This window comes from Clostridioides sp. LIBA-7678, from assembly GCF_056716065.1.
Genome location: NZ_CP196990.1, coordinates 105649 through 122108 on the forward strand (window position 1 = coordinate 105649; position 16460 = coordinate 122108).

A 16460-nucleotide genomic window follows, 5' to 3' on the forward strand; every position below is an offset into this window, starting at 1 on the left:
ATCAAAAATATAAAAATTAATAAAATCATGGTTTTAATAAGAGGTGATAATATGAAATTTAGTGAGATTTTTAGATATGAAATAGCAAATAAGTGTCTTTGGGATAAAGACAAATATGAGGATAAGTACGTAGATATAAAATGTGATAGATGTAATTTGGAAGAAATATGTTTACAAATATGTGATGAATCAGAAAAACAAGAGAAATTATAAAATGTCAATTCCAAATGATTAAACAAATCTAAATATTCAATTCAATATAACATGTCAAAAAATGATTCAGAAAAGCCAATCAATATTCAATTCAGAGGAGATGGTATTATAAAAGAGTTAAAATTACTAAGTTTATTTTCAGGTATAGGAGCATTCGAAAAAGCACTAAAAAATATTAATGTAAAGTATAAATTAATAAATTATTGTGAAATTGACAAGTATGCAAGTAAATCATATTCCATTATACATAATGTAAATGAAGGTTTAAATCTAGGAGATATATCAAAGATTGATATATCGAAGCTTTCTCAAAATATAGATATAATTACACATGGAAGTCCATGCACAAACTATTCTGTAGCAGGGAAAGGCGATGGTGGTGATAAAAATAGTGGTACTGCATCCTCTTTAATGTGGAATACTGTTGAAATAGTTAAACATGTTAGACCCAAATATATAGTTTGGGAAAATGTAAAAAATGTATTAAGTAAAAAACATAAACATAATTTTGAACAATATATAAATGATTTAAAAGAATTAGGATACACATCATATTATCAAATCTTAAATGCAAAAGATTTTGGAATACCTCAAAATCGAGAAAGAATTTTCTGCATATCAATATTAGGAGTTCACACTCCTTATGAATTTCCTATAGGTTTCCCATTACAATACAGATTAAAAGATTTTCTTGAAAAAAATATTGATGAGAAATATTATTTACCAAAAGAAATACAGGATAGATTTACTAAATTCCCCAAGAATAGATTAAACAATGATGATTTAGAAGTTATTGGAACTACTGCACCGAATCCATATAATGAAAACGGAGACTTAATATTCGATAAATGCACATCTGCATGGTGTTATAATCCAAATAAATGTATATCAACACTATCAGCAAGAGACTATAAGCAACCTAAACAAATTATAGATAAGATAATTAAAGAAGGAAATGTATCTCAGTATCCAAAATCTCAAGCAGGTCAAGTTATATCAGATGAAGGGGTATCTATGACTTTGTGTAGTGGAACACATGGATATTCTATGGGATACATAAAAGAGAATAATATATCAAATGGAGCTATAAGAGGTAGATACAATGAACAAGGTGAAATTGAACAAAGATTAGAAATGAGGAATGATGGATGCTCAAATACCATAACCACAATTCAAAAAGATAATGTTATTACAGAATTAAAATCTCAAAGATTAGGAGGATTATTCGATACAAAAAAATCAAAGCATCAAGCAGGAAGTGTGTGGGATAAAGAACAATTATGTCCTACTTTAGATACTATGCAAGGAGGATATAGACAACCTTGTATAGTTGATAATACAAATAAAAATGAGAAATTTGAAGTTATAGATAGTTTTAGAATAAGAAGACTTACACCAAAAGAATGTTGGAGATTAATGGGCTTTGACGATGAAGATGTAGATAAATGTATAAAAATCAAAATATCTAATACACAACTTTATAAACAAGCAGGTAATTCAATTTGTGTTCCAGTCTTAGAATCAATATTCAAAAAACTATTACAAGAACATATATAATTAGAAACTTAGAGAAACTTGGAAGAGTATCTATTTCAAGTTGACTATAAAATGTCAGTTTTAAAAGGAGTGATGATTATAGAAAATACAAAAATGTTATGGAAAGAAAAAAATAAATGGATATATAATGATGACTTCATAAAGTATCTTATAAAAAAATTTGAAAGTGGGTATAGTATAAATTCAATTTCTAAAAATTTAAAAATTAGCTATAAAGCATTAGAGAAAATAGTAAAAGAAAACAATATTAAAGCACCTATATTAAAAAACAATTCTAATTTCAAGTCTGTTTATCAAAGTTATGATTGGTGCTATCAGAAATATATTGTAGAAGGGTTGAATCATGATGAAATGGCAAAAGAAGCAAATGTAAGTAAAAGAGTGATTGAAAAGTGGTGTACAGAAAAGCACAAACTAACTCAAAAATATAGACAAGAAAATAAACAACTCAATTGCATTCAAAAAGACATTGTAATAGGTTCTCTTTTAGGGGATGGACATATAGACAAAAGACTTGACCAACCAATATTTATCATATCTCATGCAGAAAATCAAAAAGATTACCTGTTTTGGAAATACAATATTATGAAAGATTTCTTTAATTCTCCTCCCAAATATTATCCTCAAAAAGAAAAATATTTTAAACAGAATAGTTATGTATGTCAACCATTTTATAGGATATCTAGCCGAATACATAATTGTTTTATAAAATATAGAGAAATGAAAGTTGTAGAATTAATGAACAATTTAAATGAATTGTCATTCTCAATATGTATGTTAGATGATGGTTATAGAGGCGAAAGTAATTGGGATTTATGTGTGGCTGCATATTCATTAGAAGAAAAAGAACATTTAATTAAAATTTTGAAATGCAATCTTAAAATTAATGGATATATAAAGAATTGTGATAATAGATATCTAGGGTTTACAGCGGTCGATAGTAGGAAAATAGATAAAATAATTTTAAATAATATTCCAAACAACCTTGATATTATAAAATATAAAATTCTTAATAAAAAGAGTAAAGCTGCAAACTATAGATATGTAAATTTAGAAAATGGAGAGAAAGTAGGTATATCTAATTTTTGTAGAAAAAACAACATATCTGTGAATAACGAGAAAATCAAACAACTATATGATAGTGGATTTAGAAATGAAAAAATTCTAATTGAAAAATATAAAGAGGTATAGATGAACAATTATACAATAACCCATATACATACAGATAGGTCTTCTGGTACAACTAATATAGATAGTGTAACAAAGCCAGAGCAATACATTTCTAAAATAGCAAATCTAGGTATGAAGTCTATAGCTTTTACAGAGCATGGTAATATATTAGATTGGTCAAAGAAAAAAAGCTTGTGTGAAAAACATGGTATAAAATATATCCATGCAGTTGAATGTTATATAACAGAAACACTAGATGAAAAAGTAAGAGACAATTATCATTGTTGTTTGTATAGTAGAAATTTAGAAGGTGTCAAAGAGTTAAATAAATTGATTTCAAGTTCATACAACAGAAAAGACAATCATTTTTATTATGTTCCTAGAATTTCCTTTGAAGAATTAATAAAAACAAGTGAAAATATAATAGTAACTACGGCATGTTTAGGAGGAATATTTGGAAAAGGAAATGATGAAATTAAAAAAAGATTCTTAGACTTCATTATAAAAAATAAAAATAGATGTTTTTTAGAGATACAACATCATTTAGATGAAAAACAGATTAAATTAAACAAAGAGTTATATGAGTTAAGTAAGAAATATAGTCTTAATTTAATTATTGGCACGGACACTCATGCTCTTGATGAAACACATGCAAAAGGAAGAAAGATATTGCAAAAAGCTAAAAACATTCATTTTAGTGATGAGGACAAATGGGATATAACTTTAAAAACTTACAATGAATTAATAGAGCTATATTTAAAGCAAAAAGCAATTCCAATAGAGAATGTAAAAAAAGCACTTCATAATACTAACATACTTTCAGACATGATAGAAACTTTTGAGGTAGATAAAAGCTATAAGTACCCTAAATTATATAAAAATCCAAAGGATGTTTTAAAAGAAAAAATTATTAAAGGAATTAAAAAAAGAGGAATTCATAAATATCCAAATTATGAATCTGAATATCTACCAAGGATTAGAGAAGAATTAGAAACTTTTGAGCATAATAAAGCTATTGATTTTCTATTATTAGATAATGATATAAAGGAATGGGCAAGAAATAATAATATATATCATGGATATTCTAGGGGGTCAGTTGCAGGTAGTGAGATATGTTATATTATTGGAATGACTGATATTGATAGTATAAAACATGACTTAAATTTCCAAAGATTTATGAACAAAGAAAGAATAAGTTTGGCAGATGTGGATACAGATTGGGATTCCATAGGAAGGGAAAAAGTTAAACAGTATATATATAGCAAAGATGAACTATATTGTGCAGATATAATAACATTTAACACTGTAGCTTTAAAAGGAAGTATAAGAGATGTTGGAAGAGCATTAGATGTTCCATTATCAGAAATAGATGATATGTGCAAGAATATTGAAACAAAAGAGAATTATTATAGAAGTATTTATAAGGAATTGTTTGAATATGTTGACATAATAAATGGTACAATTGTTTCAATTGGTACACACCCTTGCGGTTTAGTTGTAAGCCCAGTACCATTAGACGAAAACATGGGAACATTAACACTCGCTACATGTGACTATCCAGTTACTATGTTAAATATGAAGGAAATCGACCGCCAGAATTATGTAAAACTTGATTTACTTGCATTAGATACAGTGGAAATTGTAAATAAAACCTGTGAACTTGCTAACATTCCTAGATTAACTCCTGATAATATGGTTAATGATATTAAAGTTTGGGAAAGCATAAGAGATAATACATTAGGAATATTTCAGTGGGAGTCTGATTCAGCACAAGCATACTTAAAGCAATTGTTTTCTAAAAGCACGATAGAAAGAATAAGAAAAGCAAATCCAAATTTTAGTTATATAGATATATTTTCTGTTGGTAATGGAGCTATAAGACCAGCAGGAGCTTCCTATAGAGATGAATTGGCTAATGGACAATTTAGGGATAATGGACACAAAGCTTTAAATGAATTTTTAGCTCCAACACTTGGATTTTTAGTATACCAAGAACAAATATTAGAATTCTTAAATAAGTTCTGTGGTTATTCAATGGGTGAGGCAGATGTTGTAAGAAGAGGATTTGCGAAAAAAGATGGGACAGAAGAGTTCATACCAAAAATTAAATTAGGATTTATTAATACTATGAATAAAAGATATAGTATTAGTAAATATGAATCAGAAAAATTAATAGAAAATTTCTTAAATGTAATAATAGATGCAAGTGATTATTTATTTTCATTAAATCATTCAACACCATATTCTTATTTAGGATATGCTTGTGGTTATCTTAGATATTATTATCCGCTAGAATTTATTTCAGTTTTATTAAATATAAATAATGGAAACATAGAAAAAACATCTAAAATAACAGAATACGCACTAAAAAGAGGTGTGAATATTTTTAACCCTAAATTTAGATTCTCCAAGTCTGAATATTTCTTTGATAAAAAAACAAATAGTATTTATAAAGGGATTGAATCTATTAAATTTTTAAATTCTGATATAGGAGAGTATCTATATTCTCTTAAAGATAATAAATATGATTCATTTTTAGAACTATTGAATGACTTGCAAGGACAAATAAACTCTAAACAATTGTCTATACTAATTAAATTAGATTTCTTTGAGGAATTTGGAAAGTCTAGCAAACTTTTAAAAGTTTATGATATTTACAACTCAATCTATAATAAAAAACAATTTAAAAAAGATAGTTTACCATGTGATATAAAGGTTATGAGAAAATACTCTAATAAAGAAACAGGAAAAAAGTTTAAAGAGGTAGATACGAAAGAATTATGCTCCTATCTTGTAAATCAAATCGAAAGTACTGACATACCAATTAGTAAAAAAATACAAACTCATTTTGAGTTTGTAGGCTCATGTGATATAAAAGACAATAGTTCAAATCCAAGGCATTGTTTAGTAATAGATATGGATACTAAATATTCTCCTAAACTCACACTGTATAATCTAAAATCAGGCAATAAAAAAATTCTAAAAGTAAGTAAAGCTGTTTTTGAGGACAATAAAATTGATGTTTATGATTTGATTTATTTAAAATCAATTGAAGAAAGAGCTAAATATAAAAAAGTAGATGAAAAATGGATTAAAAGTAATACAGAAACGGAATGGTGGATTCAAGAATATTGGAAAATAGAAAATTAAAAATATGACCTCGTATATGGCTTTCTAAGGCTTTGTATAAAATACTGTTTATATTTGTACCTTACAATCTCAAAATGGCATATAAGAGGAAGGTGAAAGGTAGTGATTTCAATACTTATAGATGAACAAAGACACTATGATTTATTAGAAAAAAATAGAGAATTAAGTATGAAAATTGATGAATTAAATGAAGAAATACTCTTTTTGCAAAAAGAAAATAAGGAGCATGAGGAAGTTTTGGAGGAGTGGCAAAATGTAAAAGAAGAAATTAAATCTGCGTACGATATTAGAAGAAAATTAAATAGGAAATATGGAAAGTTAGAAATGATATGGCACAAAATAGAGGATTTATAATGAAATCAAATAAAATATATGAAAGAAAAGAGTACATTATTATCAAATCTGGTACTGGATATATTGTATATAATACTAATAAAAAATTTGAACAAGGACATACACATTTAAAAAGTTATAATGCTGCTAAAACAGCTATAGATTTAGCTATAAGAAATAAGATTCCTAAAAGTTACTCAATCTATTTTCTTGAAAGTCTTATAAGAATATCTGATAACTTAGAATATATGGAAAATATAGATAAGCTCATAGAAGTAAGAAATAATAAAGGGTCGAAAGAAAAGTATGTAAACTGCCAAAAAATTGTTAAATAAATTATTTTAATAAAGAATAATTTATGTCATACATTTGTCATCATTAAATAAAGGAGGAGAGTACTATTTGAAAGCATATAAAAACAAACAATTTTTAGTGTTTGAATTCAAGGATGGTAAAAATGTAAAATATAATTTAGCAACAGGAGAGTGTGTAGGTAAATCAGGTAAAATTGTAAAAGACATATGTACCCAACTTAGAGGATACAATCTGGAAGAAGTAATAAGCTCTTTTGAAGAAGAACATTACAGAGGCTTTCTAAAATTTGTTGATGAGAGAGTAAATAGAAGTATAAATAGTAGAACATGGGGAAGAAAAATAAACAGAATAAGAAATATAGGTAGTTTTTTAAATGAAATACAGAATTATTCTAAATATGAACAATTATTTTCAGCAGGACTGAAGAAGGTGACTTATCCTATATACTGTGAAATAAAAGATATACCAAAAGGTCTTATTTCTATTTGTAGAAATTATAATATAACCTTGAATGAAAGCTTAATACATAATTATAATGAAAATCCCAATTTATATAATAATTTGTTAAGCTTAGAATTAAATTCAATAAGAAAAACTGATTTAATATCACTTCTTAATTATGGTTATTATAGAACAATATTTGATAGATTAATAGATACATATAAATATAAGCCTCAATCTCTTATAAATTATATAGATAACCTAATGACATATGAAGCATTAAATGGACTTGAAAGTACTCTAAATGAATTATATGATTATGTCATTATGATGAGTGCAATAAGTGATAAATACGAAAAATATCCAAGGCATTTCTTGACAACTCATAAAATAGCATCCCGAAATTATAATCGACTTAAGACTGAATTTGAAGAAGAAATATTCAATAAAAGAATAGATAAAACATTAGAATATGCCTATCAAGATTATAAATTTATATATCCTGAAAATACAATTGAAATTAAAGATGAAGCAGTTCAACAAAATAATTGTGTGAGTAGTTATATTCAAAATGTCATAGATGGGAAATGTCATATATTATTTATGAGAAGAAAAGATAATTTAAGCAAAAGTCTAGTAACAATTGAAGTTAGAAATGGAGAAATAGTACAGGCTAAAGGTAAATATAATAGAGATGTTAATGAAAAAGAACAAGAAGCAATTGATAAATATAACGATAGAATGAAAAGGATGAAGAAAGTATGCTAATAGAAGGAAATAAAATAAAATTAATAAAGGAAATACAAGGTCTTGGAATATTGGAAATAGGGGATATATTTATAGTTACATATATAGAAATTAATGGAAATATACATTTTAAAACAGATTATGGAATGGGATTTATGAGTTATAGTGAATTTAAGGAGCATTTTGAAATAGTAAATAATAAAGAGAAAAAGAAATATAATTGGGATGATTGGAAAATAAGAGCTTCTCTTAGTATGGGAGATACATGTAGGTATAGAACGAATCATAAAAAAGTGATAGTTGATAAAGATGGATTTAAAGCTTCGGCTACTTGTCATGATATAGATGAATTTAATTTAGACAAAGGTATTAAATTATGTCTAGCTAGAATTGAAGTAAAAAAAGCAAAACATAAACTAAATTTATTATTAGATGAAATAAATGATAAATAATTTTAGGAGGTATTATTATGGACTGTAAATTTAAACAAATGTGTAAAAACAGATATACAGATTGTGATGGTTGTTGTTATAATCCAAGTGCATATTTAGAAGATTCTTTTGAATGGAATGGAGAAGGAAAAGAGCCGACTGAAGAAGAATTAGATGATGCTATTAAATAAAAGTGATTAAAATTATTATTTTAATATGATTGGGAGGTATATATGAGGTGGAGAAACATAATTGTAACAGGAGCTTTAATAATTTGTAGTACTGTAACTATATTTGCTAATACAGAAGAAGTTGACACTAGTAATATAAATAAAAACATAATGCTAAATACAACTAAGAATATTGACTTAATGTACAAATACGAATGGGAGCAATATAAAGATAGTAAAGAATATAAGTTAGAAATGAAAAGAATTAATTTAGAGAAAGAATTAGGAGTTAAAATACAAAAACTAATTCCTATGACATGGGAAGTAAGCTATTATACTTCTTTAAACTGTGAAAATAGTAAACATGGAGCTGTGACAGCAACCGGAGAAATATTAAGATATGGTTTTGTAGCTAATAATCATCTTAAGTTTGGAACTAAAATATTGGTTGATGGAAATTTAAAAGTAGTTAAAGATAGAGGTTCTAATAAATATTTTGGTAATTCTAATGCAATAGATGTATTTGTATCAAGATTAGATGGGGAGAGTGATTACAAATATTATAAGAGAGTAAATAATATGGGAAGGCATTATAAAGAAGGATATATTATAGTTGAAGGTTAGGAGTTGGTAAATTGAATAAAAAAATGAAATTTGAAAATACGTGTGTAAGCGGGTTTTATTCTTCAATAAAAGGGATGAGAAATCCTATGAATAGTTGGCATATGAGTGATAGTATTTATTATCTAAATTATAGATGTCGTGACAATATGAGATATGAAAATTTTCATATTGGAAAAAAAGACATGAACTTGGCAAGGCAATTAATAATAGCAGGTTCAGAACATGCTAAGTTTTTAAGACAAATACAAGTCTGGGTAGATGTAACAATGCCTCGATATTGGTGGAGTGAAGCAGATACATACAAATTTGGAACAAAAAATAGTTGTTCAACAATGCATAAACTTTTTGATAAAAATAAAAAGTTAATATTAGATGACTTTATCTTTGATGAAAGAGAAGAAGAATTAATAAAATTATTAATAAATGAAATAAATAATTTAGCAAGGATACACTTTGAAAATAGTGGAGATGGAACAGAGCTTGTAAGAGCTAAAAGATTGTTACCAGAAGGATATCTACAAGAAAGGACATTAAATACAAATTATGCAGAATTAAGAAACATGTACCAGCAAAGAAAATCACATCGCTTAAAGGAAGAATGGCAAGATACATTCTGTAAGTGGATAGAAACACTTCCATATTCAAAGCAGCTTATCATAGAATAATTCATGGGAAAGTAGAAGAAGGAAAACTAGTTTTGAAATATCTGTAATTTCAACAATAATAATATTCAGTTTGTTATATTCTGGAGGATTCTTTAATTAAACTAAATAAAATTAAAAATAAGTATTGAAATAATAAATAGAACATGTTATTATAAGTATATGGAAAAATTAAGTATAGCAACAACTGAATAAAATACAAATTAAAAAGGAGTAATGTGAATGGCAGAAAAAAGAATAAACTATAATCAAGTATTTGTATCAGGAGAAGTTTTAGACATATTGAATATAGCTAGAATGAATGAGGGAACTGGTCAAGAAGCAATAAGATTTACCTTAAAAGTTGAAACGTCACCAAATGAATCAGTGAATGTAGACTATTTTACATCAATGTTTAAGTCAGATGGTTCACCAAATCAAATGTTTTTAGGGATAGAGACAATAGCTAATGAAATAAAAACTAGAGCAGAAAATGGAAAAGGAGATATTGTTAGATGTGTTTGTTCCTTAGACAACAATTTATACTATAAAGATGGTGAAAAGAAAGAGAGATTCCAAATATCAGGGACTTTTTGCAACAGAGAAAAATATAATGACAAAGGTAATCCAATTGATGACAAGGGAGAAATAGTGAAACCAATAAAGGCAAGTCAAGTTTGGAGGGCATATGCATTAATTGAAAATATAGAAGAAAAAAAAGATGACTTAGGTGAGTACTTAGAGATTAAAGGTCTAATTAATAAGTATGGTAAGCAAGGTTGCAATCTAACGTTTAGAATACATAACAAAGATATGATAGAAGGATTTAAAAGTCTATATAAGGTGGGAGATGTCGGTCTTCTTGAAGGAACAGTCAAGTCTATAATTACCAGTAAATCAGCTGGATTTGGTTCAAGAATTAAAAAAAGTGCTTTTGTATTTTTAGAAATAGAAGGTGGAGATGAGCCTTTGAAAGAAGGAGATGAAATATTAAGTGATAAAAATTATCCTTTTACAGATAAAAATATAGAAGCAATGAAGGAAAAAATAAAAGAAAAGGATGAAAAAGAAAAACAAAGAGATATTGACAAAAATGGTAAGACAGTTGAAATAAGTGACGATGATGTACCATTCTAAATTATAAATTAAATAAACTATTAAAAAGGAGAGATGTGAATGGAAGTTAAAGAAGAAATAATGAGCGATGATTTTAAGAAAGTAATAAATGAGGAGATAAAAAAGAATATATCAAATTTATATTCAAATAGGATAGAAGGATTAAAAGAAAGTGATAGCCAAATTGAAATAACAAAAGCATTAATAGCATTCCATTTAGATATAGAGTCAATTCCAAAAGACAATACAAATCCATTTTTTAGGTCTAAATATGCAAATCTAGATACAATTCTTAAAGCAGTAAATCCATTATTAGCAAAACATGATTTAATCCTAATGCAGTCAGCAGAAGATGCAGGCAATGATAAAGTATATATAAAAACTAAACTTAAACATTCATCAGGAGAATACATAGAGTCAAATTCCGCACCATTTAAACCAGCTAAGACTAATGATATACAAGCCAGAGGGGCATTAGAAACTTACTTAAGAAGATACGCAGTTCAATCAGTATTAGCATTATCATTCGAGGAAGACGATGATGGTAATTCTCTAACAAACAAATCAAAAGGCAAATCTGAAGAAGAAAATACAACAGTTAAGAAAAGCAGAGTGTAAGTAAAAAAATGCTACCTCTTAAATGAGGTAGCAATAAATACATAGCATAAGGAGGGGAAAACTTGAATTGTAAGTGTAAGGTTTGTAAGACAAAATTAGATACAAAAGATGCTTATAAAGTAGAACATATTACATCTGGAGGGAATAAGCAGAATAGGTATTACTGTAATGAATGGGAATATAGAAAAGAGCAGCAGGACATATATTTCTGGAAACAATGTCAACTTGGTATAGATTATATTATGGGCTATACAGTTATAAGTAATCAAAAAAATAAGATGTTACAAGAGATAATAAAAAGTGGTTATACAAGAGAAGAATTATATGACTGTATGCTTGAAAAAAAAGATGAAATCATAGAATTGCTTAACTACAGAAAAGATATAGAAGAAGAATATCCTAAATTATGCTATGTATTTACTATATTAAAAGGTTGTATTAGAGATATAACAATTAGAAATAAGCAAATAAAATATGAAAAGGAAAATGAAAAGATATACAAAGAAAGTGAAAAATGTTATGAAGTAATTGCTCCTAAAAAGGTACTTACTAATAAAAGAAAAAGTTTATTTGAAAAAATTAAAGAGGTGAATTAATGAGTGCATATGAAAAAATAACAAAGGATAGAGGTATTATAGAAACTTTAGTTTTAGGAACAATGCTAAAATCATTAACTCTTTTTAGTGAATATAAAATTAGTGAAAATGACTTCATAATAGATAAAGTAAAATTCTTTTTCTCATTAGGAAGAACAATGTCTAAAACCCATAGTGAACTCGATGAAGCAAGTGTGGCTAAATTTGTATCTTCAAATAAACTTAAATCTGAATATGAAAAATATGGTGGTTGGAATAGTTTATCATCTGCTATGGAGTATGGAAAAGAAACTAATATATCGGCATATATTGATGATTTGGCTAAGAACAATCTATTAATCGCTTTAGATAAAAGAGGTTTTAATATAACAAAAGAGATGGAACATAATGAATTAAAATTTATTCCTTTTGAATTATTCCAATCTATGAGTTGTAGAGAAGTTGAAGAATTTTATGAGGGATTAATATCTTCCTGTAGTGTAAATTCCATAAAGAATAATATGAAGGTAGAAAATCTTTTACTTACTAAAGAAGATAGAGAAAAACTAAAAGAAAAAACTGAAGCAGGAACACCTTATAATATTATGTTTGAGTACAATGAAAAAGAAATAGGATTAAGTGACAATGAAGAACTTAAGTATATATATAGTTTACCAGTATTATCAAATAGAACTAATGGACTTGGTAAAGGTGGTGGAATAAATATAATATCTGGATTCTCAGGAATAGGAAAAACTACATTATTGTTCTTTAATTATATATTATCTATGATATATCAAGGTGAAAAAGTAGTTATATTTGCGAATGAACAAAAATCTCAATATTTTAAAAGTATGTTAGTGTCATTTATAGCATACAACATATTTAATTATCATGATTTAGATAGAAATAAAATTGACAATGGAGACTTCACAGAGTTTGAAGAAGAGCTTATGGAAAAGATAGAAATGTTCTTGAAAGACAGAGGATTTGAAGAAAGTCTAAAATTTATATATATGGAAGAGTTTGAGATATCTGAGATATTAAGAAAAAGTAAAGAACTTGTAGCACATGAGGGATTTACTGTAATAGCAGTTGATACATTCAAGTCAGAAAATTCATCAGATGCAAATTATACAGGAAGGTTAATAGAAAACTCTAAATTACTAGATAATTTTGGAAATAAATACAATGTAATAACACTTCTATCTATGCAATTAGTAACGGCTCAAGAGAATAAAAGTTCTTACCTATCAGCTTCAGATTTAGCAGAAGCTAAAGCGGTAAAGAATGTGTGTGGATTATTAATGCTTATGAGAAAAGTAGTTAATGATTTAGAATTAGATTCAAATAATAAAAAATTCTTTTTAAAACCATATAGACTAAAATATAATAAGCTAAAAAAGACTACTGAAAGAGAGTATATTCAGTTTGATATAAAAGATTTACAAAAAGAATACAGATTATTATTTTTAAATAAGTCAAGAAGAGGTCAAGATGGAGATGTGATTCTACTAAGATTTTATGGTAAGACTGGTAGATTTGAAGAAATAGGAAGGTGTGAAAAGGTCTATAGAGGGCAATTGTCATACTAGGTGATGACTATGGAAATAAAGGATTTAACTAATGAACAGGTGATAAATTTTATGGAATATTTAGGTTCGGACTTATCTCCTAAAAGCAATGATAGACAATTAATATTTAATACTCATTTATGTCATAATGGTGATTCATATAAATTATTTTATTATACGGAAAGTAAAACATTTCATTGTTATAGTTCTTGTGGCCATATAGGTAGCTTAATAGATTTATTAATACATATAAATAAATATGAATTTAAAGATGCCATTAATGAAATAAAAGATTTCTTTGATATTTCAAGTCAACCAATGCTAAGGAAAGGATTTAGAATAAAGAAAAAAGTAAATAAAATAGATGATATTAAAGACATACAAATAGAATTACTTCCTACCCCTAAAAAGCCATATGTATATAAAACTTTTCAACAAACTCCAATTAAAGAATGGGAACTTGAAAACATATCTTTTGAAGTTCTTAAAGCATATCAAATATATTACAATCCATATGAAAATCAAATAATAATTCCTCACTTCTGTTGGCATGATAAAGAAAGACCTGTTGGTATTAGAGTTAGAAACTTAGATGAAGATAAAGCTAAAAATTTTGGTAAATATATTCCATTATGGTATGACAATAAGTGCTATAATCATAGGTTAAGTCTTAACTTATATGGACTAAATATAAATAGAAAATCTATTAAAAACTCTAAAAAAGTAATAGTATTTGAAGGTGAAAAATCAGTGTTGCAGATGGCTACTATGTATAAAAATAATCCTTCTATAGCTATATGTGGCAGTAATTTCAGTAGAGAACAAAAAAAAATATTAATAGATTTAGGCATTAAAGAATTAATTATAGCTTTTGATAGGCAATTTAAAACAGAAGGAGATGAAGAATATATTACATGGAGAAATAAGATATATAAATCTGTACAAGACATCAAAGATAAGATAACTATAAGTGTAATTTGGGATAAAGATAATTTACTAGAGTATAAAGACAGTCCTAGTGATTCGGGAAAACATGTATTTGAAAAATTATTAAAGAATAGAATTGATATAGATAGTCTAATGAAGAGTTAATTATATTGTTGATATAGAGTAAAAAGAACTAAATAAATAAAATTAAAATATGTGCTATATATTAAAGGAGGCACTATGGGCATTAGAATAGATTTAAATAATATAGCAGAATGGACTAAAGAATATACTAAATCATTTAAACCATGTTTTACCATTACTTATTCAAAAAAATATTTAAATAAGTTTGCAAATGATAGATTCCAAAACATTGTAGATGAACAGGAATTAAATCTTACAGATGAAAAGTTTAAAAAATACAAAAAAATATTTACAGATATTTTTATAAGCACTATGATTGAATTGATTGAAGAAGAGGCAAAAGAAATAAAAAATAAAGAACAAAATAAGAAAAAAAATAAATAAAATTATCATTTTAATAGAATTAATATATGTGTTTATAAGATTATTAACATAAATTATAAACTAAATAAAAAATATATATATTTCAATATTTATATTTTCAAGGTTATAGTATATAATAATAGTTAGAAGAATATAAATAAGAGGTGATATTAATGGCTATAACATTTGATAATATATATAATCCTAACGAGCATAAACTTACTAAAAACTATATATTTAAGAACGTTGAACATCTGTATAAAGATATGTGGACAATAAATATGTCTGCATATGAAATAGCGGAATTGTGGAATGAACAAAAAATAATTTACTATCCTATCACTCAAAGAGGAGTAGTTCCTCAAAAACAATCAAACGGGACATTTAAATATAAAGCAGTTTTTAATAAAACAAGAGTTAAGGCTATACAGAAAAAGATATTGCAAGAAAAGTATTTCCCTGACCAACTGGCAATAAATATATTAGATGAAAAAGGAGAAAAGGGAAATATAATTTATGATAAAGATACATATGAGCTGATTATAATGTCTGGATTAATGTGTATGCAAGACGGACAACATAGAACTAAGGCTATGCATAACATATATCAGGATGCGCTAGTAATAGGAGGAGAAGAAGGAAATAAAATGATAGATATTCTTAAAAATCTTAAGTTTCCTGTTCTTATAACTTGTCACAATATGAATACAGCAATGGAACATTTTTGGCAATTAAATTTACATGAAGCAATATCTAAATCAAGAATCGAATCTTTTAATAAGCAAGATGCTGTTAATAGAATTATGATAAAATTAAATGAAAAAGGTGCATTGAAAAATAAAATAGATATGGTTAAAACATCTATTTCAAGAAATGATGAAATGAATATTGTAACTTTAAATACTCTTGTAACTGCATTTAAAAATTCCTTTAGTGACATTGAAAATAAAGAAATGGAAGATGAATATTTTAGATTTTTAAGAGAGTTCTTTGAAGAGTTAATAAAAATATATCCTGAAATGCTAACTTATGAAGGAAGAAAAATGTCAAAAGAAGTATCATTAACTTGCGAAAATTTTATGTTTTATGCTTATTTGGCTCTTGCCCATAATCTATATTTATGGAGACACTCGAACTGGAAAGAAAAAATGCAATGCATAAAATATATCGATTTAGACAAGGGTAGTCCTATATGGAGTAGAGTTATGAGACAAACAAACAATGGTTTAAGTATTATTAATAATAATGGGACAAGAAAAACAATAAAAGATATTTACTTAGAACAATTTGTTATTCAACAACAAAAAATAGACAATTAATAAAAGATTAGATTTATTCTAATCTTTTATTA

18 protein-coding genes are annotated in these 16460 nt (G+C 26.3%); all 18 read left to right on the forward strand.

Annotation, left to right across the window (positions count from 1 at the left end; genetic code table 11):
- Nucleotides 1-51 precede the first annotated feature (51 nt).
- The 18 genes from ACTG46_RS21835 to ACTG46_RS21920 all read left to right on the forward strand — a co-directional run bounded on the left by ACTG46_RS21835 (nucleotide 52) and on the right by ACTG46_RS21920 (nucleotide 16428).
- Nucleotides 52-213 carry a hypothetical protein gene (locus ACTG46_RS21835; RefSeq protein WP_479924404.1) on the forward strand — a complete coding sequence of 54 codons (162 nt, stop codon included), beginning with the start codon at nucleotides 52-54 and terminating at the stop codon, nucleotides 211-213.
- A 51-nt stretch (nucleotides 214-264) separates the two neighbouring features.
- Nucleotides 265-1770: a DNA cytosine methyltransferase gene (locus tag ACTG46_RS21840; protein WP_479924405.1), complete on the forward strand. Its 1506-nt coding sequence runs from the start codon at nucleotides 265-267 to the stop codon at nucleotides 1768-1770.
- A 51-nt stretch (nucleotides 1771-1821) separates the two neighbouring features.
- Entirely contained in the window at nucleotides 1822-2961 is a 1140-nt protein-coding gene (locus ACTG46_RS21845; RefSeq protein WP_479924406.1) for a hypothetical protein, read from the forward strand.
- Nucleotides 2962-6090 (forward strand): PHP domain-containing protein, encoded by a 3129-nt coding sequence (locus tag ACTG46_RS21850; protein ID WP_479924407.1) that lies wholly within the window; start codon nucleotides 2962-2964, stop codon nucleotides 6088-6090.
- A 102-nt stretch (nucleotides 6091-6192) separates the two neighbouring features.
- Complete coding sequence (locus ACTG46_RS21855; RefSeq protein ID WP_479924408.1) at nucleotides 6193-6444, forward strand: hypothetical protein; 252 nt, start codon at nucleotides 6193-6195, stop codon at nucleotides 6442-6444.
- Nucleotides 6444-6758, forward strand: a complete 315-nt coding sequence (locus ACTG46_RS21860) for a hypothetical protein (RefSeq protein WP_479924409.1) — start codon at nucleotides 6444-6446, stop codon at nucleotides 6756-6758. Before ACTG46_RS21855 ends, ACTG46_RS21860 begins: the two co-directional genes overlap by 1 nt.
- A 67-nt stretch (nucleotides 6759-6825) precedes the next feature.
- Complete coding sequence (locus tag ACTG46_RS21865) at nucleotides 6826-7947, forward strand: PcfJ domain-containing protein (protein WP_479924410.1); 1122 nt, start codon at nucleotides 6826-6828, stop codon at nucleotides 7945-7947.
- On the forward strand, nucleotides 7941-8378 hold the full coding sequence (locus ACTG46_RS21870; protein ID WP_479924411.1) for a hypothetical protein: 438 nt from the start codon (nucleotides 7941-7943) through the stop codon (nucleotides 8376-8378). Before ACTG46_RS21865 ends, ACTG46_RS21870 begins: the two co-directional genes overlap by 7 nt.
- 17 nt (nucleotides 8379-8395) lie before the next feature.
- Nucleotides 8396-8548, forward strand: a complete 153-nt coding sequence (locus tag ACTG46_RS21875) for a hypothetical protein (protein WP_176699523.1) — start codon at nucleotides 8396-8398, stop codon at nucleotides 8546-8548.
- 42 nt (nucleotides 8549-8590) lie between these two features.
- Entirely contained in the window at nucleotides 8591-9151 is a 561-nt protein-coding gene (locus ACTG46_RS21880) for a hypothetical protein (RefSeq protein ID WP_479924412.1), read from the forward strand.
- A gap of 11 nt (nucleotides 9152-9162) precedes the next feature.
- A complete protein-coding gene (locus ACTG46_RS21885) occupies nucleotides 9163-9816 on the forward strand; it encodes a hypothetical protein (RefSeq protein WP_479924413.1) in 654 nt (217 codons plus the stop codon).
- A gap of 219 nt (nucleotides 9817-10035) precedes the next feature.
- Nucleotides 10036-10929, forward strand: a complete 894-nt coding sequence (locus ACTG46_RS21890) for a hypothetical protein (protein WP_479924414.1) — start codon at nucleotides 10036-10038, stop codon at nucleotides 10927-10929.
- Between the two features lie 39 nt (nucleotides 10930-10968).
- Entirely contained in the window at nucleotides 10969-11526 is a 558-nt protein-coding gene (locus ACTG46_RS21895; RefSeq protein WP_479924415.1) for an ERF family protein, read from the forward strand.
- 62 nt (nucleotides 11527-11588) lie between these two features.
- The gene (locus ACTG46_RS21900; RefSeq protein ID WP_479924416.1) at nucleotides 11589-12122 is read left to right on the forward strand and encodes a hypothetical protein; all 534 of its coding nucleotides are present in this window, start codon (nucleotides 11589-11591) and stop codon (nucleotides 12120-12122) included.
- Nucleotides 12122-13696, forward strand: coding sequence for a DnaB-like helicase C-terminal domain-containing protein (locus tag ACTG46_RS21905; RefSeq protein ID WP_479924417.1), 1575 nt, complete (start codon nucleotides 12122-12124; stop codon nucleotides 13694-13696). Before ACTG46_RS21900 ends, ACTG46_RS21905 begins: the two co-directional genes overlap by 1 nt.
- 9 nt (nucleotides 13697-13705) lie before the next feature.
- A complete protein-coding gene (locus ACTG46_RS21910) occupies nucleotides 13706-14767 on the forward strand; it encodes a CHC2 zinc finger domain-containing protein (RefSeq protein WP_479924418.1) in 1062 nt (353 codons plus the stop codon).
- A gap of 75 nt (nucleotides 14768-14842) precedes the next feature.
- A complete protein-coding gene (locus ACTG46_RS21915) occupies nucleotides 14843-15130 on the forward strand; it encodes a hypothetical protein (RefSeq protein WP_479924419.1) in 288 nt (95 codons plus the stop codon).
- Between the two features lie 152 nt (nucleotides 15131-15282).
- Nucleotides 15283-16428 (forward strand): DNA sulfur modification protein DndB, encoded by a 1146-nt coding sequence (locus tag ACTG46_RS21920; RefSeq protein ID WP_284182673.1) that lies wholly within the window; start codon nucleotides 15283-15285, stop codon nucleotides 16426-16428.
- Nucleotides 16429-16460 lie beyond the last annotated feature (32 nt).